This is a genomic window from Myxacorys chilensis, assembly GCF_059505265.1.
In genome coordinates this window covers 14440-39079 of record NZ_JCACKG010000280.1, presented here as the reverse complement: position 1 = coordinate 39079, position 24640 = coordinate 14440, and the positions used below count along the sequence as shown (strand labels likewise).

Below are 24640 nucleotides of genomic sequence, written 5' to 3'. Positions count from 1 at the left end.
GTTTGCCGCTATCATCAAGGCAATCGGGGACGACGGGGAATTCAGCATCTGCTTTATCTGTTCCACCGCGTTCGACTGGCTCTGTCTACCTTGCATCAAGACTATCATTATCGCTTTGGCATTGAAACCAGCGATCGCAAGAATAACAGTCGCATTCGGACGACGACGAAAAACTCAGTTGTCCGCTTGTTGTTCGTTGCTTTAGCTTTTGTACTCGTCAATTGATGGATCTAGTTACTTTGGTGTTTTGTCAGCCATCCTTGTTCAGGAGCGCGACGAGTCTATCGCTCCCTCTTTCCGCTCAAAACCATGCTGGAGTTCTTGGTGTAGGCAGTTGAGCAGCGCTTTTCAGTGCGTGAGCCATTTTCTTACCTCTGACGATCTAAACTTATCGATCTACTGAGTCTACTTTTCGATAGAGCTTATCTAGTGGCGATAGCTCTTGGTAACGAGCAGAATGCTGAGTGAACTTAATTGATTCCTGTTGCCCTAATCCTAAAACTCCGAATGGGCATAGACTGTCGTAAAAAAGATTGTGAACTCGCGTTTGCAGGGTCTGATTAAAGTAAATTAAAACGTTGCGACAGCAGATGACGTTGAATTCGTTGAATGAACCATCCGTAACTAAATTGTGTTGTGCAAACACAATATTTTTTTTAAGTGATGCTCTAAGAATGGCTTCTTCATAAGCCGCCGTGTAGTATTCAGAAAACGATCGCACTCCCCCGGACTTTAGATAAAGTTGGGTATAGGCTTTCATCATTCGCAACGGGTAGATCCCTTGTTTCGCGGTTTGCAATACCTGTTCATTGGCGTCTGTGCCGTAGAGTCGGCAACGATCGTAGAGTCCTTCCTCTTGCAATAAAATTGCCATTGAATAAACTTCTTCTCCAGTGGAGCAGCCTGCGTGCCAAATGCGAATAAAGGGATAGGTTCGCAAGGTTGGAATGACATGATTTCGGAAGGCAAGGTAAAAGCTTGGATCGCGAAACATGGAGGTGACATTTACCGTCAGGCTGCGAACGAACCGATCGAAACACTCTCGATCGTGCAAAACGCGATTTTGCAAGGCTGAGACAGTAGATAAATTTTCAGCCGTTAAGAAGCCAGTAATTCGCCGCTTGATAGAAGACGACGCATAGTTGCGAAAGTCATATCCGTGATAGCGATAAATGCCTTCTAACAGGAGATGAATTTCAATTTCTTCTAAGGGTGTGGGGTCAGAAGACATAGAATTTTCTACTGATACAACCAGACCCGCAGTAGAGAAATTAACTGTTCAGAATCAACAGGTTTCGTGATGTAGTCTGAGGCCCCCGCTTCAATGCATTTTTCGCGATCGCCCTGCATCGCTTTAGCCGTTAGCGCAATGATCGGCAGTGCCGCAAACTGATTGGCTTGACGAATCGTTTGCATCGTTTCATAGCCATCCATTTCTGGCATCATGATGTCCATCAGCACAACATCGATGTCTGAATGCGCTTGCAGAACATCAATTCCATCGCGGCCATTTTCTGCATACTCTACCTGCATCTGATAGCCTTCGAGCAAGCTGGTGATTGCGAAAATATTGCGGACATCATCATCGACAACTAGCACTTTCTTATTGGCTAAAACTGGATCAATTTGGCGTAGCGATTCTAACATTTGGCGCTTGGGTTGCGGCAAGTTTGACTGCACCCGATGGAGAAAAATGGATGTTTCATCTAAAAGCCGTTCTGGCGATCGCACATCTTTGACAATAATGGTTTCAGCGAGTCGCTTGAGTTGCGTTTCTTCTTGGCGGGTTAGCTCTTTGCCCGTGTATACGATAATTGGTAGGTCAGCCAACCGCTCTTCCTGCTTGATCTGCTCAATCAAGTCAAGACCGTTGATGTCGGGTAAGCCTAGGTCTATTACAACGCAATCAAATGTATTCGTTTGTAATGCTTCAATCGCTTCTGCTCCTGTGTAAACGGCAGTACTCTTGACATCTCCGTTACCAATCAATTCGATAATACTTTGAGCTTGTACTACGTCATCTTCGACGATTAGTAAATTTCTAACGCGGCGTTCAATAAAGTGTTTGATATCGGTTAGCACTTGCGACAATGCTTCGGGCGAAATTGGTTTAAGGAGATACGCGATCGCACCGGATTGCAACCCGCGCTGACGCTGGTCATCACTGGAGAGGACGTGAATTGGAATGTGGCGACTGTTTGGATCGCGTTTGAGCCGATCTAGCACCATCCATCCGTCGCCGTCAGGAAGATGGATGTCGAGCATAATGGCATTGGGTCGGAACTGTTGCGCCAAGGCTAAACCGGTTTGACTCCGCAGCGCCACTAATCCTTTAAAGCCCTGCTGCCGCGCCATGTCTAGAAGAATTTTGGCAAATTTGACATCATCTTCAATAATTAGCAGAACGCGATCGCCCGGTTGAATCGAGTCGCGATCGTCAGGAAGTTCAGGATAGGATGGCGGTTGAATGACTTGGGAAGGTTGAGGCACGCTAGAGCGAGCAAGTGAAGCGTCTCGATACGGGGTCGCGGGTGGTGCTTCAGTTCTCAGCGATCGTCGAGAGCTAACTTCTGGCTGAACATTGAGTGCTAGGTCGTCTCGGTAAAGCTGAGGGAGAGACAGCGTGAACGTGCTACCTTGTCCTGGTTGGCTGACCAATCGCAGTTCTCCGCCCAGCAAGGACGCAATTTCGCGGCTAATCGATAAGCCCAATCCCGTTCCGCCATAGCGACGGCTAGTTGTCCCGTCTACTTGCTGGAAGGCTTCAAATACAATCTTTTGTTTGTCGGCAGGAATTCCAATGCCCGTATCGCTGACGGCGAATAAAATCGTCGCATTACCCATGTCGGAGTCTTGCTCAACCGAGTTTTGTGTACTGCTAATTTGTAAGGTCACACTACCTTGCTCAGTAAACTTGAATGCATTAGACAATAGGTTCTTCAACACTTGCTGCAACCGTTTTGCATCGGTTGCGATCGCGGAGGGCAACTGTTCGTCTAATGCGATCGCAAAGGTCAAGCCTTTTTCCTTGGCAATCTGTCGAAAGGTGCGCTCTAAACCATCTCGCAATTCGGTAAAGGAGAGGGCTTCGATATTAATAGAAAGCGTTCCTGATTCAATTTTTGCTAGGTCGAGAATGTCGTTAATGAGCATTAACAAATCTTGTCCAGACGAATGAATCGTTTGGCTGTATTCCACTTGTTTTCTGCTTAAGTTACCTTCTGCGTTATCGGATAGCAGACGCGCTAAAATCAGCAAGCTATTGAGCGGTGTCCGCAACTCGTGGGACATATTCGCCAAAAATTCTGACTTGTATTTAGAGGAGAGCGCGAGTTGGTCTGCTTTCTCTTGCAGTGCTAATCTTGCTTGCTCAATCTCATCATTTTTGTGTTCTACTTCGCGTTTTTGCGCTTCTAACGATTCAGCTTTTTCTTCTAATTCTTCGTTAAGTTGCTGTAACTCGTCATTGGAGTGTTTTAATTCTTGCTGTTGCTGCCTTAGTAATTGTTCTGATACTTGCAGTGCTTTTGCTTGCGTGTGCAGTTGGTCATTGCTCTCTTCTAGCTCTTCTTGCTGAGCTTGCAGCTCTTCAGTCAGCGACTGAGCTTCTTCTAAGAGTTCTTGCTGACGCATGGTTGCCGCGATCGCAGCCAGCACCACTCCAATTGTTTCACTCACTTGATCTAACAATCTGAGGTGAATGTCACTAAATTGATGAAATGATGCCAATTCCATCACTGCAATGACTTGCTGCTCAAATACGATCGGCAGCACCACAATGTTGAGCGGCTTTGCCTCACCTAGGCCAGATCCAATCCGAATGTAATCACTCGGAACTTCGGTGAGCAAAATACGCTGCTTCTCTAGCGCACACTGTCCGACCAAGCCTTCCCCAAGCTGAAACTGATTGCCTAGATGTTTGCGCTCTTGGTAAGCATAGCTACCGCGCAATTGCAAAACTGGCTTACCATCGAACGTCTCAACAATGTAGAACGCGCCCTGCTGAGCATTGACCAATGGCACAAGCTGAGATAAAACAGAACGAGCAACCGTTTCAAGCTGTCGCTGTCCTTGCAGAAGTTGGCTTAACTCAGCAATGTTTGACTTGAGCCAGGTTTGCTCTTCGTTGCGCGAGGTGGTCTGCCGCAAATTGGCGATCATTCGGTTGAAATTGCGAGTGAGAACCCCGACTTCATCGGCGCGATCGCTCTTTGGCAAACTTGCGTTTAGATCACCCTCAGCAACCGCTTTAGTCAGATCGGACATGCGCTCTAGGGGGCTGGCAATATTGCGTGTCAGCAGAACGCCCAGAACGATGAGCAGACCCAAAGAAATTGGAATGCCATAAATAATGCTGTCTAATGTGTTTCGAGCGGCTGACTGAGCATTTTGAGTGCGTTGAACAAGGAGACTGCTCTCCCTAGCTTCCATTGTTGCAATAGTACGGCGAATGTCGTCCATCGCATTTTTGCCAAGATTTGTGCGAACTCTTTGAATTGATGCATCTAATCCTCTTGTTTGTCGCAACTCAATGCTGGCTTGCAATGCTTTCATTCGGATTGCAATCAAAGGTTCTAGAGCATTAAGGCTGGCTTGTTGACTAGGATTATCTTGCGTTAGCTGCCGTACCGCTTCGAGCTTCTGGTCTAGCCCTTTGGCAGCGTTCTCGTAAGGCTGGAGATACTGTTTATCGCCTGTTAGAAGATAACCTCGTTGCCCTGTCTCTGCATCTTGTACTAGAGCCAAAATGTCCTTAAGACCGTCCAACACTTCATAGGTGTGCTGTTCCCACTGTCTTGCCTCGACGAGATGATTGGTTCCTCGGTAGGCGACGATCCCGATCGCGGCAAAGATTGCTAAGCCAAGGGTAAAGCCTGCCCCAATTTTGGTCCCAATTTTTAGGCGATTCAACATGTCAAAGTACAAGATTCAGTGTTGCTTCTCTCATCTATTGTATTACTAACGCTAAATGTATTATTAACGCCAATACGGATGTGAGTTCAAGTTGCGACAAGCATTAGCTCCATTGTAAGCATCTGAAGTGCTGATCAGTCCTCCTCAAGAGGGAGCAAGGGGCTCCCTCTGATTTCACCTTTTCTAAGGCAAACTCTAAAGCACATTACTCTATGCCACCCGGAATCTCATGAATTGAGAGATTTGCTCCACCTACGGCGGAATCTGCTCGCGTCTGCCATTTCAAAAATTGCCCTTTGGTCAAATTGTCAGCAAAAATTCCCACTCGCAAGCTGATCTTTGCTCCGGCGGGCAGCATCAGCGTTGTACAGCCCGAAAAGCTAAACCCTGAGTCTTGCATATTCCCGTCTTGAGATAACGCAACGACATTTTGCCCTAGCCGGAGTTCGTGAGTCCGAATGCCTGGATTAGGAATTGGATTCGGTGGAATGCGAATGATTAGTGCTCCCATTACATCAATCGTGGCATTCGGATTGCTAGCTTGTACCGCGCCCTGAACATAGGTAGAGCCGCAGATGATGAACCGTCCCGCCTGCTGAACCAAGACTTCTCCCGTTGGAGCGTTGAGGATCAGTGCCTCATCCCCAAAGCGGTTACTGGCGATTTTACTCAGCCCAGCAATGTTGTAGCGCGTCACCTTGCCCGCGATCGCGCTAAACAGTTGCGGCACTCCGATAATTGCAAACTCTGCCCAAGCAGACCCACTTTTAGCTGAAGTATCTTCCACAGGTTCTATCTCTCAACGACACACCGTGTTTTAGTGTAGTCGTCGATTCTAGAAACGATGCAGTCTGTCGCTAGATTGCGCTCACTAACCGACCGTTTGTCGCAAACCGCTTCGACAGAGCTTCCCGATAGACTGCTTCATACCCATCTACCATTTGCTTGACACCAAACTTTTGGTTGACGTTCGATCGACAAGCTCTGCGACGAATCGAATCAATCTTGTCAAGAGCGGCAACGCACTCATCCACGCTGTCACACAAAAATCCTGTTTCGCCGTGTTTGATTAGTTCGGGTGCCGATCCTCGTCGCAGCGCAATCACTGGTGTTCCGGCAGCCATAGATTCCACCATCACTAATCCAAACGGTTCGCGCCAAGTGATCGGAAAGAGAGTAGCTACGGCGTTCCCCAGTAAGGCGTTCTTCTGGACGTGATTTGCCTCTCCTACATACTCAATTTGCTTGCCGTCGATGTGCGGGCGAATTGCCTCTTCAAAGTAATCGACATCGACTCGATCCACTTTACCCGCCATCTTCAGGTGCCATCCCGATCGCTGAGCGATCTCAATCGCCAAATGAGTTCCTTTTTCTGGAGAAATGCGGCCTAAAAAGGCGAGATAAGGCGGATCAGAAGGCTCAGCATAGAACTCGTGAGAGGCTAAATCAATCCCGTTATATACCGTCGAGACATAGTTCAGGTTTAAACGTGGCTCTCGTTGTGTATCGGAAATACTAACGTAGGGCTGCTGACGCGCATGGGTAAAGAGCTTTTCGTTATCAGGTGTGAACACTCCATGGAGAGTGTGAACAGTTGGCGTCTTAACCAACTTCGCCATTGGCAAAGCTGCACATCCAATATGAGAATGAATCAAATCAAACTGTTGAGCGCGATCGTAGAGCCGTCCCAACTGCAACATCTCATAAATAGGATGCTCGTTAACGCTGGGATCAAGCCGCAGCGCATGAGGATGCACAGATTCTAGCTGAGCTAAGGTTTGTGAGTCGCCCGATGCAAAGAGGGTTACATCATGCCCACGCCGCACCAATTCATCGGTCAGCAAGCTAACAACAAGCTCAATTCCACCATACGCGGGGGGTGGAACGCTTTCCCATAGAGGAGCAATTTGGGCAATCCGCATGTTCTATCTCCAAATTTTGTAGTGAAAATTTAACTATCAAATTTAACAAACTACACTTAACACTACGCCTTTGGGATGGGATGGGCATCTTGCCTAAGAATGAATCCTTCACTAAAATAAATACGGTTTCGTACCAAAGCAATGTTTTTATGCAATTTTTGGCAGTAGCGATATAGATCTTCTGCATGAGTTCTAACGCTCTAATCCGATTGCTAACACATTCATACAGAAGATCCAACCAGTACTGAGCTACGGTTGAATAGAAACGTTTAACTTGTAAGTCGATGCGTCTCCTGTAGCAACAACATCGACGATGTACGTTCCATTGTCATTTAGTTTACCGCTCCAGCTAGAAGCACCGCTCTGATAGCGTTGAATTGGGCTGCCTTGAGGATCGATCAGCGTTAGCAGAACCGTTTGGTTGGGGGACTCGACGGAAATTGTGCCATTCTGCCCAGCAGAGGCCGTAAAGGTATAGCGATCGATTGCTTTGCTAGCAAGATTTCCGTCGACGCTGGTTGAGGTACTGCCAGCAGGGAAGGTAATTTGACCGCGATCGCGGTTGCCGTCAGTGCTAGGTGAGGCTTGGGCCGTCGGAGATGAACCTGGAGAAGCACTAGTAGGCGCTTGAACGGTTGGAGCATTATCTGGAGCCGCATTATTTGGAGCAGCTTTAATAGCCGCTTGAGGGGGAGGCGGCGGAAGTTGGGACGGGGTAGCTTCGGGGGTAACGGCAACAGGCGGATTGGATGGGGCGCATCCGGCAAGCACCGCAAAGCCTAGACTTGCACTACACAGGCTGCTAAGAAGGTTTCGCTTTAGAATCGATTTCATTCACTCATCTCCTAAAATTCGGATGTCTCAAATGCTGTATGACTCATTATTCATAGGTCACAACAGCTTTTCCTGATGGTTTATCAGATTATGATGACATGTTGGCTCGATGCATGGTTTAGTTTTATCTTTGGTTAGCCTCATATTTGTCAATGCAGATCAAATTTGTATTGGGCCTGGTTTCTTCACTGAATTCTGAAAGGGCGCTAAACAGAAATACTAACTAACGTGAATTCGGGATAAGACGATTAGAGCGGGTTGGGTGGCGTTGCCACAATTCGGGGGACTTCCCCCCGCGCCCCCGCTCGTCAGGAGACGGAAGCCGTCCCCCGACACCCCCTCGCTAAGGGAAATGAGAGGGGACGGGTCGAGAAGCGAGGGCGGGTTGGAGCGTGGCTTTGGCACTGATGGCTTAACCCCAAATTGACGTTAACTAGTTGTGAAAGGCTCAGCCCTTGGCCACAGAGCTTCTCATCAGTCGTAGGTGGGCATTAAGGTTCGGTCTGGAGAATGATGTCTTGCGATCGCCAAACCCGTAATCTGAAAGCTTCTCTAGAACTGACGTTTGAGGTGGCAGTCTGTATAGAGCTAGGCTTTACGCTAAGCACACCTTAATAGATGGTTTTGGATCGTGCTGCAATTTGCACGTTTGCCTATTTAGTGAACTATTTGAATTGAGAGGTTTGTGATGGATATTTCCAAGATCAAAGAGAATCTTGCTGTTTATGCTGAAGGACGGGGAGGTCTAGACGGTGCATCGGACGTCCATATTGGCAATGTTGATGGGTTAGAAGGCGATCAGTACGTCAAATTTACAAAGCACAGTAAGCAGGGTGCTCCTCAAAGCGAACCCTCCTGGTTTCCCGTTTCTTGGATTCGTGCAGTGGATGAGAGCGCCGTTTTCCTCAACAAGACCATTGATGAAGTCACGTCAGAGTTGATGGATCAATCTCCTGGCGCTTAAAGGTTTTGAGCATCGGTGTTGCGATGCTCTACTTCACCAGCTTAGTTACTAGATCATCAGCCAATTGGTTGCTAATTCACCCGTTCGGTGATGGAGGTCAGGGTGCTGCGATCGCGATTCGCCACTAGTTCAGAGGGAGCCGCTTGAGCCGTTCCCCACTGTCCAACGAGCGATCGCAGCAGCGTTTCTTGTCCGGCGCGGAAGCCATCTAAATTTGAGCCTCCGCCGTTCATCACCACAAACCAAACGACGCCTTTTTGACGGGTTGGAAATGCGCCTGCTAAAGCGCTTACTGCGTCTAAACTGCCAGATTTTGTCACGGTTTGCGTGGGTAGATTGCGCGTTTCAAGAATTCCGGTGTCTTGTCCGACTACCGCAAAAATATCTGCGATCGTCATCTTCTTTGGCTCAAGATACCGCTCAATTGCTAGAAACATGGAGCAGACTGCACGAGGAGAAATCCGGTTTTCGACAGCTAAGCCTGAGCCGTTGACCAATGTAATTTCGGCTTGAGGAACACCAGCGGCTTGGGCAGCTTTATACGATACTACTTTTGCGCCCCCGACCGAACTTGCAATGATCTCCGCCATTAGGTTATTGCTGTAGCGATTCATTTTCTTAAGCAGTTCTGCAAGCGGTAGGGACTGGTGCTTTAGCAGAGGTCTGAAGGTATCTGGAGGAGCCGATGCCGCTTGAACGCCACCTGCGATCGCAACCGTAGGTTTTGCCGTTCCAGCAGGCAGGGTTCGATATTGCTCTGCGACTTCTCCTGACCACGTTCTAGAGTCTAAGCTTTGCTTCAGCAATGCCCCCGATTGAGCCGGATCAACCTCGAAGTTCATAAAGAAGCGACCGACGACGATTAGCTTTCCGGTCACTTGCTTGATCTGCATTTGGTTCAGAAGATTGCCAACTGCGATCGCTTCTTCCCACACGAAAAATGGGTCGTTATTACCAACGACAATCAGATCACCTTTGACAATGCCATTCTCAACGCTGCCGTTTGTGCCAATTAGCGTTTCAAACCGATGATCAACCCCAAAGGTTTGCAGTGCTGCGAGCGAGGTCGCGACTTTTGTGAGAGACGCGGCTGAGAGTGGAGTTGTACCTTGGTGATTTGCCAGTAAGGTGCTGCCCGATTGTATCCAGACGCCCTGATCTTGTTCCGAATAGCCCTGAGCCGCTAACTTGCTCAAGTATTGCTTGACGGTCTCCGAGGTTTGAGGGTCGGGTGTCCCGATCGCAACGGCAAGCGGACTTTGCGCGACGGGAGGCACGACGGTTTTATTAGCAGCGCTCTCAGCAGCAGGATTAACGGTTGCGGCGGTCGGGTTGCGATCGGTGCAGCCACTAGCGGTGAGTAGACCAACAAGAAGAAATTGGAAGATCCGGTTGTGATGGCGAAGCTCAAAGACGTTGGGCATAAGAAGAAAAAGGGGGATAATTTCCTGGTTAGCCAGGATTGGCACAAAGCTTTCGGGTATTGCGTAAGTCCTATCAGCAATACAGCTTAGCGTAAATACTCGCTTTCCTACTTTTCAATTTCGCTGCCAATTTTAATCCGAGATAATGGCTCCTGAATTGGCAGGTAAACGGTTCAGAAGCTCGCGATCGGGGTGGTAAATTTCTTTAATTGAGTCCCCCATTGTCCAAATGTTGGGTCAAAGATTAGCGCATTGTCCCGTGTTGGGGACGTTCCAAAAAACAGATTGTCCTTAATGTTCACAGTGACGTTCAGAGAATCATTCAATGTGTTGGTTTCGGCGTAGAGGATGATATTACGAGTTGTTTGCGCCGGTTTTTCTCTTGCTCAAAACAGACTAACAGGGCATTGGGCTTTTCATACTCTGTATTGTTGTAGAAATTAAAACCTTTGGCATGTCTTAGGCAGTTTTTACTCATGTTGTCGCGATCGCATCCTCAAAGATCTTGTAACGCTTTATGAGATTCTTCCTAACATTGCTCGTTAAACAGTTCAATGTTTTGAAGCTTGGCGAATCAATTGCAAAGCTTCAGTGCCAATCTAAAAGCTTTGACCTCAGATCCCCAAGTTTCAGGTTCCTTACTCGAAAGATGAAGCTCGGAACTCGATGTTCCACGTCCAGAACGCGAGACTTCAGGCTTTTTACTCGGAACTCCAGGCTCAGAACTCCATGTTTCGCCTTCAGAGCTTGAAACTCCAAGCTTTTTACTCGGAACTTCAAGCTCAGAACCCGGTCTTTCGCCTTCGGAACCCGGAACTTCAGGCTTTTTGCTCGGAACTCCAGGCTCAGAACTCCATGTTTCGCCTTCAGAGCTTGAAACTTCGGGCTTTTTACCTCAAAGGTGTCAAAAAAGGAGCCATTCACCTCTTCCGCCCCTTCCTCATTGCAGATTAATTTGCAAAGGCTTCAGCTACAGGCTAATTGCGAAAGAGTTTGCTGAGACTGGAATCTCACCAGAGGCGCGATCGCGTCGATTCCATCCTGCCCTGAAGAGAATTTGACACGAATCCTCGCGCTGTATCTAAAAAGCCCAATCTGTCATAGAAACTGAGGCAAAATTTTAACTCAAACTCAGCGCCAAGCCTCTGTCCGGGTATTCTACAGAAAGCGTATTTTCTCCCAAGCATGGATTCTTCTCAGCCCCCGCTCGCTCAGCCGCGACTAGCATCAAAGATACAAGCTTCGATGAAATTGCTCCTTCAACAGATTTGGGGCTACTCCGACTTCCGATTCCCGCAGGGCGAAATCATTCAAACGCTGTTGACCGGACAAGATGCCCTAATCATTCTGCCAACGGGGGGCGGCAAATCAATTTGCTTCCAACTTCCAGCACTGATGCAATCGGGCCTCACTCTAATCGTCTCGCCCCTCGTTGCATTGATGGAAAATCAGGTTCAAGACCTGAAACGGCGACGCTTGCCCGCCGCACTTCTGCATAGCGAGATGCCAAACGCAGACCGCAAGAAGGTGTTGTGGGCACTAGAAACGCAGCAACTACGCCTGCTGTATTTATCTCCTGAAACATTGTTGAGCGCTTCTGTGTGGCAGCGGCTCTGTGCCCCTGACCTCAAAATCAACGGCTTAATTTTAGACGAGGCGCATTGCCTTGCCCAGTGGGGAGAAACCTTTCGCCCTGCCTACTACCGATTAGGAGCTGTTCGTCCTGCCCTGCTACAACACAAACCGCCCGGAACTCACATTGCGATCGCAGCCTTTACCGCCACCGCCGATCCGATCACGCAACAAACAATTCAACGAGTCCTCCACCTCGACGCCCCTAATCTGTTCCGCCTCAGTCCCTACCGCGCTAATCTATCGCTCAACGTCCAGTCAGTTTCAACCCCAAAAGGACGCCGCCAGCGCTTGTTTCAGTTCATCCAAGCCCAAGGTCAGCAACCCGGATTAGTCTACGTTCGGACACGGAGCGACAGCGAAGCCCTAGCCGCTCAATTGCAGCAGCAAGGCTACCGGACGGCTGCCTACCATGCTGGACTTGGAGCGATTGGCTCTGCCAAGCTCCCTTGGATCGCTCCCTCCAAAACTTGCGCCCCTGATGCGAATCGCCGCCAAATTGAACACGACTGGCTAAGTGGCAAATTGCAGTTTGTAGTCTGTACAAACGCCTTTGGAATGGGAATCGACAAGTCCGACTTGCGATGGATTGTGCATTATCACGCGCCGTTGTTGCTCAGTGAATATGTGCAGGAAATTGGGCGAGCTGGACGAGATGGCAAGCGGGCGATCGCGCTGACCCTGGCCAGCAATTGGCTCGATCCAGACGACAAACAGCGTTGGGACTTCTTTCAGCGTCAAGCGCGATCGCAGATTCAATCGGCTCAACAATTAGCTCAAAAAATTCCAACTGAGGGATCAGTAGCAGATGTTTCCAAACAGTTTAAAGAGGGTGCGATCGCGCTGTCTCTGCTGCACAGTAGCGGCAACCTCACCTGGAGCGACCCCTTCCATTACAAAATCAATCTGCCTCAAAATACGAAGCACAACGCAACCTTAAACTCTGCACAACCCATGCGAAACTATCTCACGACAAAAGGTTGCCGCTGGCAATTTCTGCTTTCTGCCTTTGGGTTTGAGACAGAAGCCAAAGCGTTCCACTGTGGACAGTGTGACTCGTGCCAAAAGCGCTAGAACTAAATAGCTTGAGCGATGTTCAATTGCAGAACGGCAGTTTTCAGTGGGGCAAGGATTGAATTTCAGCGATCGTCAGTCCAGTTTTTTGGCTAATAGTGTCTGCGTCAAGTACACCGAGGAGCTGCTGAGCAATTGCGATCGCGGTTTTCTTCGCCCCAATTTCTTCTCCTTCTTGTCTGCCTTCTTGTAGTCCTCGCTCTCTGGCGTCTTGCTGAGCCTTGAGAATTGCGTTTCGGCTATCGTGAATAAACATTTGTTGCTTGTCCAATACCTCTAATTCTTTTCGAGACAACCTACTTTGCTTAGCTACTTCAAAAGCGCGATGAATCGCCGGAACTGAATCCAAGCTAGACGGCACTGCTTGAAGCTGATTGGCACACTTGAGAAAGTACAACCACTTGTCTGTGATCGTCTCTAGCTCTTCAAGCGACTTCTGAAACTTGGGCAACTCGACAAACACAAGTTCGATGTCGTCGCTATAATCGGTGAGTTCTTCTTGTTCTTTAAGTTTGTATCGAGAGATGACTTTCTGCGTTTCAGGAAACATCTCAAAATCTGTAATCGTTAGTGCAATCACAGAATTAAGTAGTGTGTAGTCTTCTCCAACATTAAGTTGAACTGAAAACGCTTTCGCAGCATTATACAGAACTCGTTTCTCAAATCCCAATACATTTAGAGCCTGCATCTCAATGATGACCGTTTTACCGCCTACGATCGTTGCCTTCACATCAACGTAAGAATCTTTTATGCCTTTAATACGCGGCGCTTGATACGGGTCGAGAATCTCTACATCCTCAATGATCGATCGTCCCTGATAGAGAATGGCATTGAGAAAGCTGATCAAAATATCTTTACTCCGTTTTGAGCCAAAGATCTTCTTGAACGCAAAGTCGGTTTTGGGGTTGATAAAAACGCCAGCCATAGCCACAACACAAAGGTAATCGTATCTATACGGTAAACCCCAACGGCTTGAACGGTAAACCTAACATCGCTGAAATTTTCAGCCATCGGGAACCACAACAGCCCTGTTACGGTTTGCCTCAATGCCGCGATCGCGCTCCCCCTATACAGTAGATACATACAGACAAGGCAGTTGATTCACACCACTGAGATGAACAACTTCCTGTCTTCTACCCTCTCTTTAATGACTCTAAAAGGTGACTGTAATGATGACTCTCCGTTGGCAACCTTGGCAAGAAATGGAAGCTGCTCGGCGTCAATTTGACCGCATGTTTGAAGACCTAGCACCGACTCGCGAAGCGCTGCTTAAGTCTGAGCATTGGTCTCCGGCAGTTGAACTTGCGAGTACAGACACTGAGTTCACTCTCCGCGCTCAACTTCCTGGCATCGATGCCAAGAATCTCGATGTCCAAGTCGGTCAGAAGGCAGTTTCCATCTCTGGTGAACACAAGTTCGAGAAGACTGAAAATAACGGCTACTTCCGCTCGGAGTTCCGCTATGGTACTTTCCAGCGCGTGATTCCGCTTCCTGCTCCCGTACAGAACGAGCAGGTCAAAGCCGAGTTCAAAGATGGCATCTTGACCTTGACTCTACCCCGACTGCAAGCTGTCAAGCCCTCGGTTGTGAAAGTGAACGTGCTAGGTGATCCCGCTCCCGAAGCGATCCAAGGGAACTTGGCAGAGCCAGTCGCTCCTGCTGAAGCGGCTCAACCCGAAGCGATTAGCGCAGAGCGCAATTTCGCATCAACCACAGACGCAACCGCCGAAATGACAGGTGACGCTTGGCACTAAGCTTCTGAAGCGGGGATGATTGGGCTTAGAAATTAGACAGGGAGCCTGTTTCAGCCCTTTCTTCCCCTGACGTCCCCCTCTCACCCCACCAAGATAGGTTCGGTAAATACCCCTTCATGGAAGTGCCGAACCTGAACAGTATATAAGGAGGGGGATTTGTGTTGCTTCAGGTAATTAGGTTTTACTCTTTCGCAAACCCGTTTGAGTCCGCGCCGCCCTCCTGCTTCTGGCACGACTCGCCAATCCCCAAAGTTAACTCGCTGATTTGATGGAGCCAAAGCACAGATATGGCAAAGGTTGTTGGAATTGATTTAGGAACGACAAACTCGTGTGTTGCAGTCATGGAGGGTGGCAAGCCCACTGTCATTGCTAACGCAGAAGGGTTCCGCACGACCCCCTCGGTTGTGGCATTTGCAAAAAACGGCGATCGCTTAGTCGGTCAAATTGCTAAGCGCCAAGCCGTGATGAACCCTGAAAACACGTTCTATTCGGTAAAACGCTTTATTGGTCGTCGATTTGACGAAGTGACGCATGAAGCCACCGAAGTTTCTTACAAAGTGATTAACGCAGGCGGCAACGTCAAACTTGACTGTCCTGCAGCGGGTAAGCAGTTTGCTCCCGAAGAAATCTCCTCGCAAGTGCTTCGCAAGCTGGTTGAAGACGCCAGCAAGTACTTGGGTGAAACCGTTACCCAAGCCGTGATTACGGTTCCGGCTTACTTCAACGACTCGCAGCGTCAGGCGACGAAAGACGCTGGAAAGATCGCGGGTGTTGAAGTCCTGCGGATTATCAACGAGCCGACGGCTGCATCGCTAGCATACGGTCTCGACAAGAAGAGCAACGAAACGATCCTCGTCTTTGACTTGGGTGGTGGTACGTTTGACGTATCCATCCTCGAAGTAGGTGATGGCGTGTTTGAAGTGTTGGCGACCTCTGGTGACACTCACTTGGGTGGTGACGACTTCGACAAGAAGATCGTGGATTACCTAGCGGCTGAGTTTCAGAAGGCAGAAGGCATTGACTTGCGGAAAGACAAGCAAGCCCTACAGCGTTTAACTGAAGCGGCTGAGAAGGCAAAAATGGAGCTTTCCAGCGTCACTCAAGCTGAAATCAACTTGCCGTTCATCACCGCAACGCAAGACGGTCCGAAGCACCTCGACACGACGCTAACGCGCGGCAAATTTGAGGAATTGTGTGCCGATCTCTTCGATCGCTGTCGCATTCCTGTTGAAGCTGCTCTCCGCGATTCTAAGCTCGACAAGAGCAAAATTGACGAAGTGGTTCTCGTCGGTGGTTCGACTCGGATGCCAGCAGTACAAGATGTTGTGAAGCGTGTCCTTGGCAAAGCTCCCAACCAGACCGTGAACCCAGATGAAGTAGTTGCTGTTGGTGCAGCAATTCAAGCAGGCGTCTTGGCTGGGGAAGTCAAAGACATTCTGTTGCTGGATGTGTCTCCGCTCTCTCTCGGTGTTGAAACCTTGGGCGGCGTAATGACTAAGATTATTCCTCGTAACACCACGATTCCAACCAAGAAATCTGAAGTGTTCTCGACAGCAGTAGATGGACAAAGCAACGTGGAAATTCACGTGCTGCAAGGTGAGCGCGAGATGTCGAACGACAACAAGAGCCTTGGAACCTTCCGTTTAGACGGCATTCCTCCGGCTCCACGTGGCGTCCCTCAAATCGAAGTCACTTTTGACATCGACGCAAACGGCATCTTAACCGTCTCGGCGAAAGATAAGGGCACTGGCAAAGAGCAGTCGATCAGCATTACGGGTGCTTCGACGCTGCCTAAGGATGATGTTGAGCGGATGGTGCGCGATGCAGAACAAAACGCATCGACCGACAAAGAGCGGCGTGAGCGCATCGACCTCAAGAACCAAGCTGACTCGCTGGCTTACCAAGCTGAGAAGCAGATGAGTGAGCTTGGCGATAAGGTTCCGGCAGACGACAAGACTAAGGTGGATGGATTGGTGAAAGATCTGCGCGAAGCGATCGCATCGGAAGATTTCGATCGGATCAAGACACTCACCACCGATCTGCAACAAGCCCTCTACGGCATCACAACCAATCTGTATCAGCAGTCGGGCGGCGATGCTGCTGGACCTGATGCAGGCGCAGCCCCCGATAGTGGAGCGGCTCCGAGTGGTGATGATGTGATCGACGCTGACTTCACCGAGTCGAAGTAGTGAACAGCTAGTTGCTAGAGTCCTAGCGATTAAGTTCTAAATCTTAAAAAGCTGGTGACTTCTGAAAGGAAGTCACCAGCTTTTTGTTTAAGTTGGTCATCTGTTATTGGTCATTTATGATGTCTACAGGCCTAATGCCTCGCGATCGCGCTTCGTTATGCTCATTCACCTGTTGTCTACATTGACAGCGCCACTCCATAAGAACCGATTAGAGCGCGCTACGCAAAGTTCCTGCGATCGCTGAAAATAGACTTTTAAGCTGCTTGCATCCCATGATCTTTGACTCAAATCACTATTGGCTCCGTAATGCCCATGTTCCAGCGTCTCTGATTGTGAGCGGCAATAAATGGACAAGCCGCAAAGCAGCGAATGATGGCTTGCTGTCGGTTGATTTAGAAATTGTAGACGGGGCAATTTCAACAATTTTAGCTGCCGGAACTTACGATACCTATACTCACCCCTCGTTAGATCTCAAAGGTCGGATGGTGTGGTCATGTTTTGTGGATTTGCACACTCATTTAGACAAAGGACACAGTTGGACTCGAACACCGAACCCAGATGGCACATTCGATAGCGCTTTGATCGCCGCGAAATCTGACGCTAAGAAGTGGACTGCTGAAGATGTGTATCGCCGTATGGAATTTGGATTGAAGTGTAGTTATGCCCATGGCACAAAAGCGATTCGCACACACATTGATTCGTTTGGCAAACAAGGCGAGATGAGTTTCAGCGTGTTTCGAGACTTGAGAGAGCAATGGCGCGATCGCATGATTCTCCAAGCCGTTTCGCTCGTTCCGTTAGACTATTTTCTTGCACCTGAAGGTGAAGCATTAGCAGATTTAGTCGCTCAATCTAATGGCATCTTAGGCGGCGTTGTTTACATGAATCCTGACATTGACCAACAACTAGATCGAGTGTTTGCATTAGCGAAAGAGCGCAAGCTTCATCTTGACTTTCACAGCGATGAAACAAACGACCCAAATTCAATGACGCTACGATACATTGCTCAAGCCGTTCTGCGTCATCAATACAAAAGTAAGGTCGTTTGCGGACATTGCTGTAGTCTATCGGCTCAAGAAGATACTGAAGCTAATAAGACCATTCAACTGGTTAGAAAAGCTGGAATTGGAGTGGTGAGTTTGCCAATGTGCAATCTATATCTGCAAGGACGGCTGCCAAAGCAAACTCCTCGTTGGCGAGGCGTAACATTACTGCACGAACTTAAAGCGGCTAAAGTTCCCGTTGCGATCGCATCTGACAATTGCCGTGATCCATTTTTCGCATTTGGTGATCATGATGCATTTGAAGTTTTTAACATGTCCGTTCGCATTGCTCAACTTGATCATCCCTATGGAGACTGGGTGAATGCCATTACGTCAACTCCAGCCGATCTGATGGGATTACCAAATGTGGGGCGGATTGGGGTTGGGCTGCCTGCGGACTTAATTATATTCAAGGCGCGAAACTACAGTGAACTATTGTCGCGATCGCAGCACGATCGAATCGTTCTAAGAGATGGCAACGCGATCGAAACCGCATTACCCGATTATGCTGAGTTAGATGATTTATTTGTGAAGTAGTTTTAGGAGTTGTTTGTCATGAATATAAATCTACAAATCAATCTGTACGAGACAGATTATTTGAAATGGATCGAGACAACCGCCAAAAACCTAAAAGATCGCGATTACACCAGTATCGATTGGGAAAATCTGATTGAGGAAGTCGAAGATATGGGGCGTAGCGAGCGTCAAGGCTTTGAGAGCAATCTCACAATTCTCTTGATCCATCTATTAAAGTGGCACTACCAGCCCGATCAAAGAAGCGGTAGTTGGAAGGGTAGCATTGTTGAACATCGCAGACGCATTCTCAAGGCTCTTAGAGACTCCCCTAGCTTAAAGCCTTATTTAGAAGAGATTTTTGATGAAAGTTATGAGGATGCAACCGTACAAGCATCAGTAGAAACAGGCTTATCGCCTGAAACGTTTCCTAATCGTTGTCCTTACTCAGCAATTGAGATTTTAGATGCCAATTTTCTCCTCGCAATCTTCTCTGACCAAGTAAACTCTGCTCAAACAAATGAGTAAGGCAACCAAATGATGAATACAGACCTAGCCCGTCAATCAAATCTCTACAACGCAGACTATATTAGCTGGATTGAGACTACGGTTAAAAAGCTAAAGCACCAAGACTATGCCAGCGTAGACTGGGAAAATGTGATCGAGGAAATGGAAGGAATGGCACGCAGGGAACGACAACACTTGAGAAGTAATCTCATCGTTCTTTTACTGCATCTCCTAAAATGGCACTATCAACCTAGCAAGAGAAGCGGCAGTTGGAAGGGTAGCATCGTCGAGCATCGTCAGCGCATTGAAGACATCCTCGAAGATTCTCCTAGTCTCACCGCTTATCCAAGTGAGGTACTTGAGAAATGCTACCGAAAAGCCGTTGCCCAAGCCGCAGCAGAAACAGGTTTACCTCCTGAAACCTTTCCTCAAGGTTGCTCTTACTCCATTTCGGAGGTTTTAGATACTAACTTTTTTCCCGAATAATTCTATAGGTTAGATATAAAGAGGCTTCGCTTAGCATTATGACTTCAGCCACCACCCATCTAGACGCACTTCTGAGCGACCTCAATGGACTCGACCTCATCACTGACCCGAGCCAAGTTGCCAAACTATCGCAGGACTACTATCACTTCAGCCCGGTCTTAACGTCACAACTGAAAGACAAAGTGGGCGATGTTGTAATTCGTCCAGCGAACGAAGCGGAAGTGCTCCGTGTGGCTCAGGCTTGTGTGAAATATAAGATTCCGCTGACCGTGCGAGGTGCAGGAACCGGAAACTACGGGCAGTGCATCCCGCTCGAAGGGGGCGTCATTTTAGACATGACCCGAATGACCGCCGTGAAGTGGATGAAACCGGGTCTAGCTTGTGTGGAACCCGGAGCAAAATTAGCCGCGATCGACAAACAGACGCGAGAAATCGGTTGGGAAATTCGCATGGCTCCCTCGACGTATCGAACCGCTACGATTGGAGGATTTATTGGCGGCGGCAGTGGCGGAATTGGCTCGGTGATGTACGGACAACTGCGCGATCGCGGCAATCTTTTAGCGGTTCGAGTTGTCACGATGGAAGATCAGCCGCGTGTAATTGAACTGCGCGGCGATGACGTCTACAAAGTGGCGCACGCCTATGGCACAAATGGGATTATTACGGAATTAGAAATTCCTTTAGCTCCCGCCTATCCTTGGACAGAAATCATTGCGACCTTTCCTGATTTCATGAGCGCTGCACGATTTGGTCAAGCGCTGAGCGATGCAGATGGAATGCTTAAAAAATTGGTTTGTATTTGCCCTGACCCAATTCCAAATTATTTTGCAGCGTTAAAGAGCTATATTCCAAACGGAACTCACTGTGCTTTATTGATGGTTTCCGAGACATGTTTAGAGCCGTTAAACGAATTTTTGGAAGAATTTAATGGCACGATTACCTATCAAAAGAGCGCCCAAGATATGAGTCGAGGAGTAATGCTTGCAGAATATTCTTGGAATCATACGACGCTTCATGCTCGCAGCGTTGATCCAACGATTACTTACTTACAGGCTCTGTTTCCAAATGACAAGAACCTAGAACTAATTGAACACATGTATCATCATTTTGGAAACGAAATCATGATGCATTTAGAGTTTTTGCGCTATGGCGGAACTGCCCGTCCTGCATCGCTTCAGTTAGTTCGCTATTCTACAGAAGAACGTCTGAATGAGATCATCAAATATCACGAATCTAAAGGAGCCTATATCTTTAATCCGCACACCTATCTGATTGAGGATGGCGGTATGAAAACAGTAGATATAGCTCAACTTCAATTCAAACAGAAAGTTGACCCTTACGGGTTGCTGAATCCGGGTAAAATGCGGGCTTGGCTAGAGAATGTTGTACAAATAGAAGCTAAGCAGAGCTAATCGAGAGCAAAGTCATGAGCTAACTCAGCTCACTAAAATCTGAATCAATGTAAGAATTCGATGAAGCCATACTACTGCTACATCAAAACTTTGTACTCATCAAAACCTTGTACTAAAGATGACAGTAGGTTAATAGGCTGAAAAATTATTTGCAGAAGGATGTCGGACTCACTCCACGTCTAAACTCCGGGTTTAACGCTTGGCTGGCTACAGTTTGTTACGCGATCGCTTCTACAAAAATAGGCACACATTATTAAGATTCCAAAAACGCTATATTCTAAAAACACTGAAAATTTCAGAATCTGAGGCATTTAAGCCTCTATTTCCGTCCTAAATGACAAACATGAATTACGTAGAAAATTCACGTAAGAAAAACAATTCGTGTCAAACGGTATAAAACACGTTACATTGCCTGAGGTAATCTAAGTTCGTCGAAGTAAACAGCTTAGATAGGGAATCTCTAAATCGTTCGGATTAGGGGTGTAAGCCTCTGAATGAGCTAGTTGAGAAGTTGATGTCGTTAGGAGTGAAGTCTCAGCATGTTTGACTGTATCGTTGTCGGAGCCGGACCCGCCGGAGGAACTGCTGCTTACCACCTCGCTAAGCGGGGACGCTCAGTATTAGTCCTAGAAAAGGATGCTCTTCCCCGATATAAAGCGTGTAGTGGTGGAGTGTCCCCTGCGATCGCGCAATGGTTTGATTGCGATTTCAGTCCTGTGATCTCTCGCAAAGTCAACACAATTCGCTACACCTGGAAATTGGGCGATCCGGTTAATGCAACGCTCAACACACCAGAGCCAATGTGGATGGTGCGACGTGATGAATTTGATCACTTCTTGATCAAACAAGCTCAGCAACTTGGTGCAGAACTGCGCGACAATACTGCCGTTACAGGCATCGAGTTTAAGGGCGACCACTGGCAAGTCAACACCACCGAAGGAACCTTAGAAGCCCGCTACCTGATTGCAGCAGATGGGGCGAAAGGTCCTATGGCGAAGTGGTTGGGCTTTAAGGAGCGCAAAACCCGTATGGGAGCCGTGATGGAAGTGCCTAATGCGGATAGCGGCGCGGCGCAGTTTGATTTTGGGATGGTCAAAAATGGTTTTGTCTGGAGTCTTCCCAAAGCAGATGGCTTCTCCGCCGGAACAGCAACATTTCGTGGCGGAGATGGCCTAGATCTCAAGGCAGCCCTGCTTGACTATGCTGCAGAAGCCAGAATCAACACGGCGGGCGCGCAAATCTATCAGCACCCAATCGCGTTTTGGGATGGCGATGAGACACTGCACACCCGGAATGCGCTATTGGCTGGAGAGAGTGCTGCGATCGTAGACCCAATGACGGCTGAAGGAATTCGCCCATCAATGTTTACTGGCATGAAGGCAGCCGAAGCCATCGATCAAGCGTTGGCTGGCAATCCAAATGCGCTGGCCACCTACACCACCACGATTCAGCAGGAATGGGGAAGTGATATGGCGTGGGCGCAACGCTTAGCAGGTGTGTTCTACCGTGTACCGGGAATTGGTTACAAAGTGGGCGTGAAACGTCCGACTGCAACCGATCGGTTGGGCAAAATTATGTGCGGCGAGTTGCGCTATGCAGATGTCGCTACTCGTGCGCTGAAGCGGTTAAGTGGCGGACTGATTCCCGGAATGGGATAGATGAGTGGTGCGCCTAGCGCCAAAGGCGCAGGCTCCGAAGGACATAGCGTCAATCGCACCTCTGTAGAAACTGCGGAGGCGGGGTCTTCTCGCTTCCACAACGCTAAAAAACTACCGTGAAGCGCAAGTGAGCGCTTGAGTATTTCTCAAGTAACCTAGAGAGGCTGTACTGCGACCCTCATTGCAGTACACAAACACAATGTCATTTGGTACGATTCCCAGCTTGTAAGACTTGGAAGTTCCCGTCGAGCCAATCACATCAATGGATAGTGCCGATGCTGGCGACTTCAGAAAAAGCACTGTCCCTAAAATAATCAGTACAGCGTTGAGTAATAAAGATACGCGGAACACTTGCTTGTAGCTAAATCTAATCTTCCTTGAACTTTTCATAGATTCTCAGACGTAGGAATTTACCCAATTTGAACCAAATTCTACAATTGCGCTAAAATCTTGTCTACCAATTATTCAAACTCTTAACGCCTACGGCTCTCCTCTACAACCGAGCTGTAAATCTTCTGACTAAATTCTTACTATTCCTAACCCTAGCTCTTCGAGCTGGGGTTTTGTCGTTTGCTGAGGTTCAAAAGACGGATTATTACGGTCTGTTGTGATCTCTTTGAAAAAGTTTCTAAATCGGAATCGTTTCGACTATGTGATTCAAAAGAATTCATAATGGCTAGGATTAAATCGGCTGTTGATGAAGACATGCTCGATCTGTAGCCCAGGAGCAGCATCTCAGTAAAGTGATGGAGAAATCACTATGGCTGAACATACATTGACTACTGCTGATGGAATTCCCGTTGCAGATAACCAAAACTCACTGATGGCAGGCGATCGTAGTCCTGTACTGATACATCTAAGCGGGCAATCTATATCGGTTATTGACACCAGATAGTTAAGGAGGGGTACTGAGACTCGATCCTTGAAGATCGAAAAGCGGTTCTTTGGGCGATCGCACTTCGCACTAATTCCAGAGCGGTGATCACGTTTCGTTCTTCACTCTCTAGTCTCCACACAAACGCCGATGTCTTGCTTGAGCATCTGCCCATGATGTCGGAAACTCGCTACCCAGGACTATATCTTCAATCGCGGCACGGACTTGCCGAGCACAAACATTGACATCCACCTGTCCAATCCCCGTTGCTAAGCCCGGAAACGCAACAGTTTGAACCACGTCTGAAATCTTCTCCCCTGCCAGCGAACCGGACTCAAACTTACCGTGTTTGACTAGCAACAGAACAGCGCGGGCGGCTAAATAGGGATTGACTGAATCTCGTAGAACCATCGGAATGCGCATCGTTGGGGCAGCAATCAAATATGGAATTGCGGGATGATTGGTCTCGACAATCTCAGCCATGCCAACCAGCAGTTCTCCATAATGTTTCGTTTGAATCAGCTTTTGCAAGCGCTCTTGAACATGCCACCCGAAGCGATCGCTATACCTTGCATCGATTCCACCATCCATAAAACCAAAGCTATTAGCGGGACTCACCACCGCATCACACGGCACATTTAGAATTGAACCCCGATGCACAGAAACATCTTCTAAGTCTTGACAAATTCCGTCCCACGCCGCAGCCAACTCTTCCCCAACGGCTGCCAGCACTATTTTCATGACGAAGTTGAAGCAGGATTAATATCGACTTTCTCGTAAAGATCTGCGATCGCGATCGTTAAATCAAGCGACTTCAGCACCAGTTCAGAATCTTGCTCATCGTACTGATCAATTGTCCAGCGCTTGTGTCCTGTCTTAAAGAATTGATTGATTGCAATTCGATTCTGATCAATTAAGATGTATTCCTGAAACGCCGGAATTGATTGATACAGTATGAATTTTTCATTTCGGTCAAAGTCCTCCGTTGAATCAGATAAGACTTCGATAATCACTTGAGGATTCGTGATAGTTGTCTTGCGATCGCTATATAGCTCAGGCTGTCCAGCCACAACCATAATGTCGGGGTAACGAAACTTTCGAGATTTAGGCAGCCATAATTTTACGTCTGCTATGAAGACGCGATAATTCTGCCCTTTCAACCCCAAGCTTAAAGCAAGGGCGCAATTAAGAGAAAGTTGATTGTGATTAAGCGTTCCACCTGGCATTGGCGTAATTTTTCCATCGTCATACTCGCTCCTAAACGCCGCATTTCTTTCTAGCTCTAAATACTCTTCGGGTGTGTAGTGGCGCTGCTCTTGAGCGGAAATCGCTTGCGAGGTCATTGAAATCTTCTCCACATCATGCAGGTATTTTAACAGTCAAGAAATAGTGCCAAAAAAATAGTGCCTGCCAAACATCCTGAACCTCTCAAGATCTTTA

General features: G+C 48.0%; 19 protein-coding genes. 10 read left to right on the top strand and 9 right to left on the bottom strand.

Annotated features, from left to right (window positions below; translation table 11 throughout):
- Positions 1–225: hypothetical protein (locus AC5JLB_RS28425; protein ID WP_495877201.1), on the top strand; the 225-nt coding region annotated here is incomplete at its 5' end.
- A gap of 163 nt (positions 226–388) precedes the next feature.
- Here AC5JLB_RS28425 and AC5JLB_RS28420 read toward each other — a convergent pair.
- From AC5JLB_RS28420 to AC5JLB_RS28400, 5 genes are all read right to left on the bottom strand, one after another.
- The gene (locus tag AC5JLB_RS28420; protein ID WP_495877200.1) at positions 389–1231 is read right to left on the bottom strand and encodes a CheR family methyltransferase; all 843 of its coding nucleotides are present in this window, start codon (positions 1229–1231) and stop codon (positions 389–391) included.
- 8 nt (positions 1232–1239) lie between these two features.
- Positions 1240–4914, bottom strand: coding sequence for a response regulator (locus AC5JLB_RS28415; RefSeq protein WP_495877199.1), 3675 nt, complete (start codon positions 4912–4914; stop codon positions 1240–1242).
- Positions 4915–5119: 205 nt separating this feature from the next.
- The gene (locus AC5JLB_RS28410) at positions 5120–5701 is read right to left on the bottom strand and encodes a hypothetical protein (protein WP_495877198.1); all 582 of its coding nucleotides are present in this window, start codon (positions 5699–5701) and stop codon (positions 5120–5122) included.
- A 70-nt stretch (positions 5702–5771) separates the two neighbouring features.
- A complete protein-coding gene (locus AC5JLB_RS28405; RefSeq protein WP_495877197.1) occupies positions 5772–6836 on the bottom strand; it encodes a glycosyltransferase family 4 protein in 1065 nt (354 codons plus the stop codon).
- A 249-nt stretch (positions 6837–7085) separates the two neighbouring features.
- On the bottom strand, positions 7086–7670 hold the full coding sequence (locus AC5JLB_RS28400) for a hypothetical protein (protein WP_495877196.1): 585 nt from the start codon (positions 7668–7670) through the stop codon (positions 7086–7088).
- Between the two features lie 688 nt (positions 7671–8358).
- Between AC5JLB_RS28400 and AC5JLB_RS28395 the strand changes: the two genes are divergently transcribed.
- Entirely contained in the window at positions 8359–8634 is a 276-nt protein-coding gene (locus AC5JLB_RS28395) for a DUF2171 domain-containing protein (protein WP_495877195.1), read from the top strand.
- A gap of 71 nt (positions 8635–8705) precedes the next feature.
- Here AC5JLB_RS28395 and AC5JLB_RS28390 read toward each other — a convergent pair whose 3' ends face one another.
- Entirely contained in the window at positions 8706–10058 is a 1353-nt protein-coding gene (locus AC5JLB_RS28390; RefSeq protein WP_495877194.1) for a D-alanyl-D-alanine carboxypeptidase, read from the bottom strand.
- A gap of 1185 nt (positions 10059–11243) precedes the next feature.
- Here AC5JLB_RS28390 and AC5JLB_RS28385 point away from each other — a divergent pair.
- A complete protein-coding gene (locus tag AC5JLB_RS28385) occupies positions 11244–12764 on the top strand; it encodes a RecQ family ATP-dependent DNA helicase (protein ID WP_495877193.1) in 1521 nt (506 codons plus the stop codon).
- 43 nt (positions 12765–12807) lie between these two features.
- On the opposite strand, the gene AC5JLB_RS28380 is transcribed toward AC5JLB_RS28385, so the two are convergent.
- Positions 12808–13689, bottom strand: coding sequence for an Rpn family recombination-promoting nuclease/putative transposase (locus AC5JLB_RS28380; RefSeq protein WP_495877192.1), 882 nt, complete (start codon positions 13687–13689; stop codon positions 12808–12810).
- 244 nt (positions 13690–13933) lie between these two features.
- On the opposite strand from AC5JLB_RS28380, the gene AC5JLB_RS28375 reads away from it, so the two are divergent.
- From AC5JLB_RS28375 to AC5JLB_RS28345, 7 genes are all read left to right on the top strand, one after another.
- Positions 13934–14518: an Hsp20/alpha crystallin family protein gene (locus AC5JLB_RS28375; protein ID WP_495877191.1), complete on the top strand. Its 585-nt coding sequence runs from the start codon at positions 13934–13936 to the stop codon at positions 14516–14518.
- A gap of 287 nt (positions 14519–14805) precedes the next feature.
- Positions 14806–16707, top strand: coding sequence for a molecular chaperone DnaK (gene dnaK, locus AC5JLB_RS28370; protein ID WP_495877190.1), 1902 nt, complete (start codon positions 14806–14808; stop codon positions 16705–16707).
- A 272-nt stretch (positions 16708–16979) separates the two neighbouring features.
- Positions 16980–18287 (top strand): cytosine deaminase, encoded by a 1308-nt coding sequence (locus AC5JLB_RS28365; protein WP_495877189.1) that lies wholly within the window; start codon positions 16980–16982, stop codon positions 18285–18287.
- Positions 18288–18305: 18 nt separating this feature from the next.
- A complete protein-coding gene (locus AC5JLB_RS28360) occupies positions 18306–18791 on the top strand; it encodes a DUF29 domain-containing protein (protein ID WP_495877188.1) in 486 nt (161 codons plus the stop codon).
- A gap of 9 nt (positions 18792–18800) precedes the next feature.
- A complete protein-coding gene (locus tag AC5JLB_RS28355; protein WP_495877187.1) occupies positions 18801–19256 on the top strand; it encodes a DUF29 domain-containing protein in 456 nt (151 codons plus the stop codon).
- Between the two features lie 38 nt (positions 19257–19294).
- Positions 19295–20668, top strand: a complete 1374-nt coding sequence (locus AC5JLB_RS28350; RefSeq protein ID WP_495877186.1) for an FAD-binding oxidoreductase — start codon at positions 19295–19297, stop codon at positions 20666–20668.
- A 539-nt stretch (positions 20669–21207) separates the two neighbouring features.
- Positions 21208–22326 (top strand): geranylgeranyl reductase family protein, encoded by a 1119-nt coding sequence (locus tag AC5JLB_RS28345; RefSeq protein ID WP_495877185.1) that lies wholly within the window; start codon positions 21208–21210, stop codon positions 22324–22326.
- Positions 22327–23329: 1003 nt separating this feature from the next.
- Here the strand turns inward: AC5JLB_RS28345 and AC5JLB_RS28340 are convergent.
- The gene (locus tag AC5JLB_RS28340; RefSeq protein WP_495877184.1) at positions 23330–23941 is read right to left on the bottom strand and encodes a macro domain-containing protein; all 612 of its coding nucleotides are present in this window, start codon (positions 23939–23941) and stop codon (positions 23330–23332) included.
- A complete protein-coding gene (locus AC5JLB_RS28335) occupies positions 23938–24543 on the bottom strand; it encodes a Uma2 family endonuclease (RefSeq protein ID WP_495877183.1) in 606 nt (201 codons plus the stop codon). Before AC5JLB_RS28335 ends, AC5JLB_RS28340 begins: the two co-directional genes overlap by 4 nt.
- Between the last annotated feature and the right edge of the window lie 97 nt (positions 24544–24640).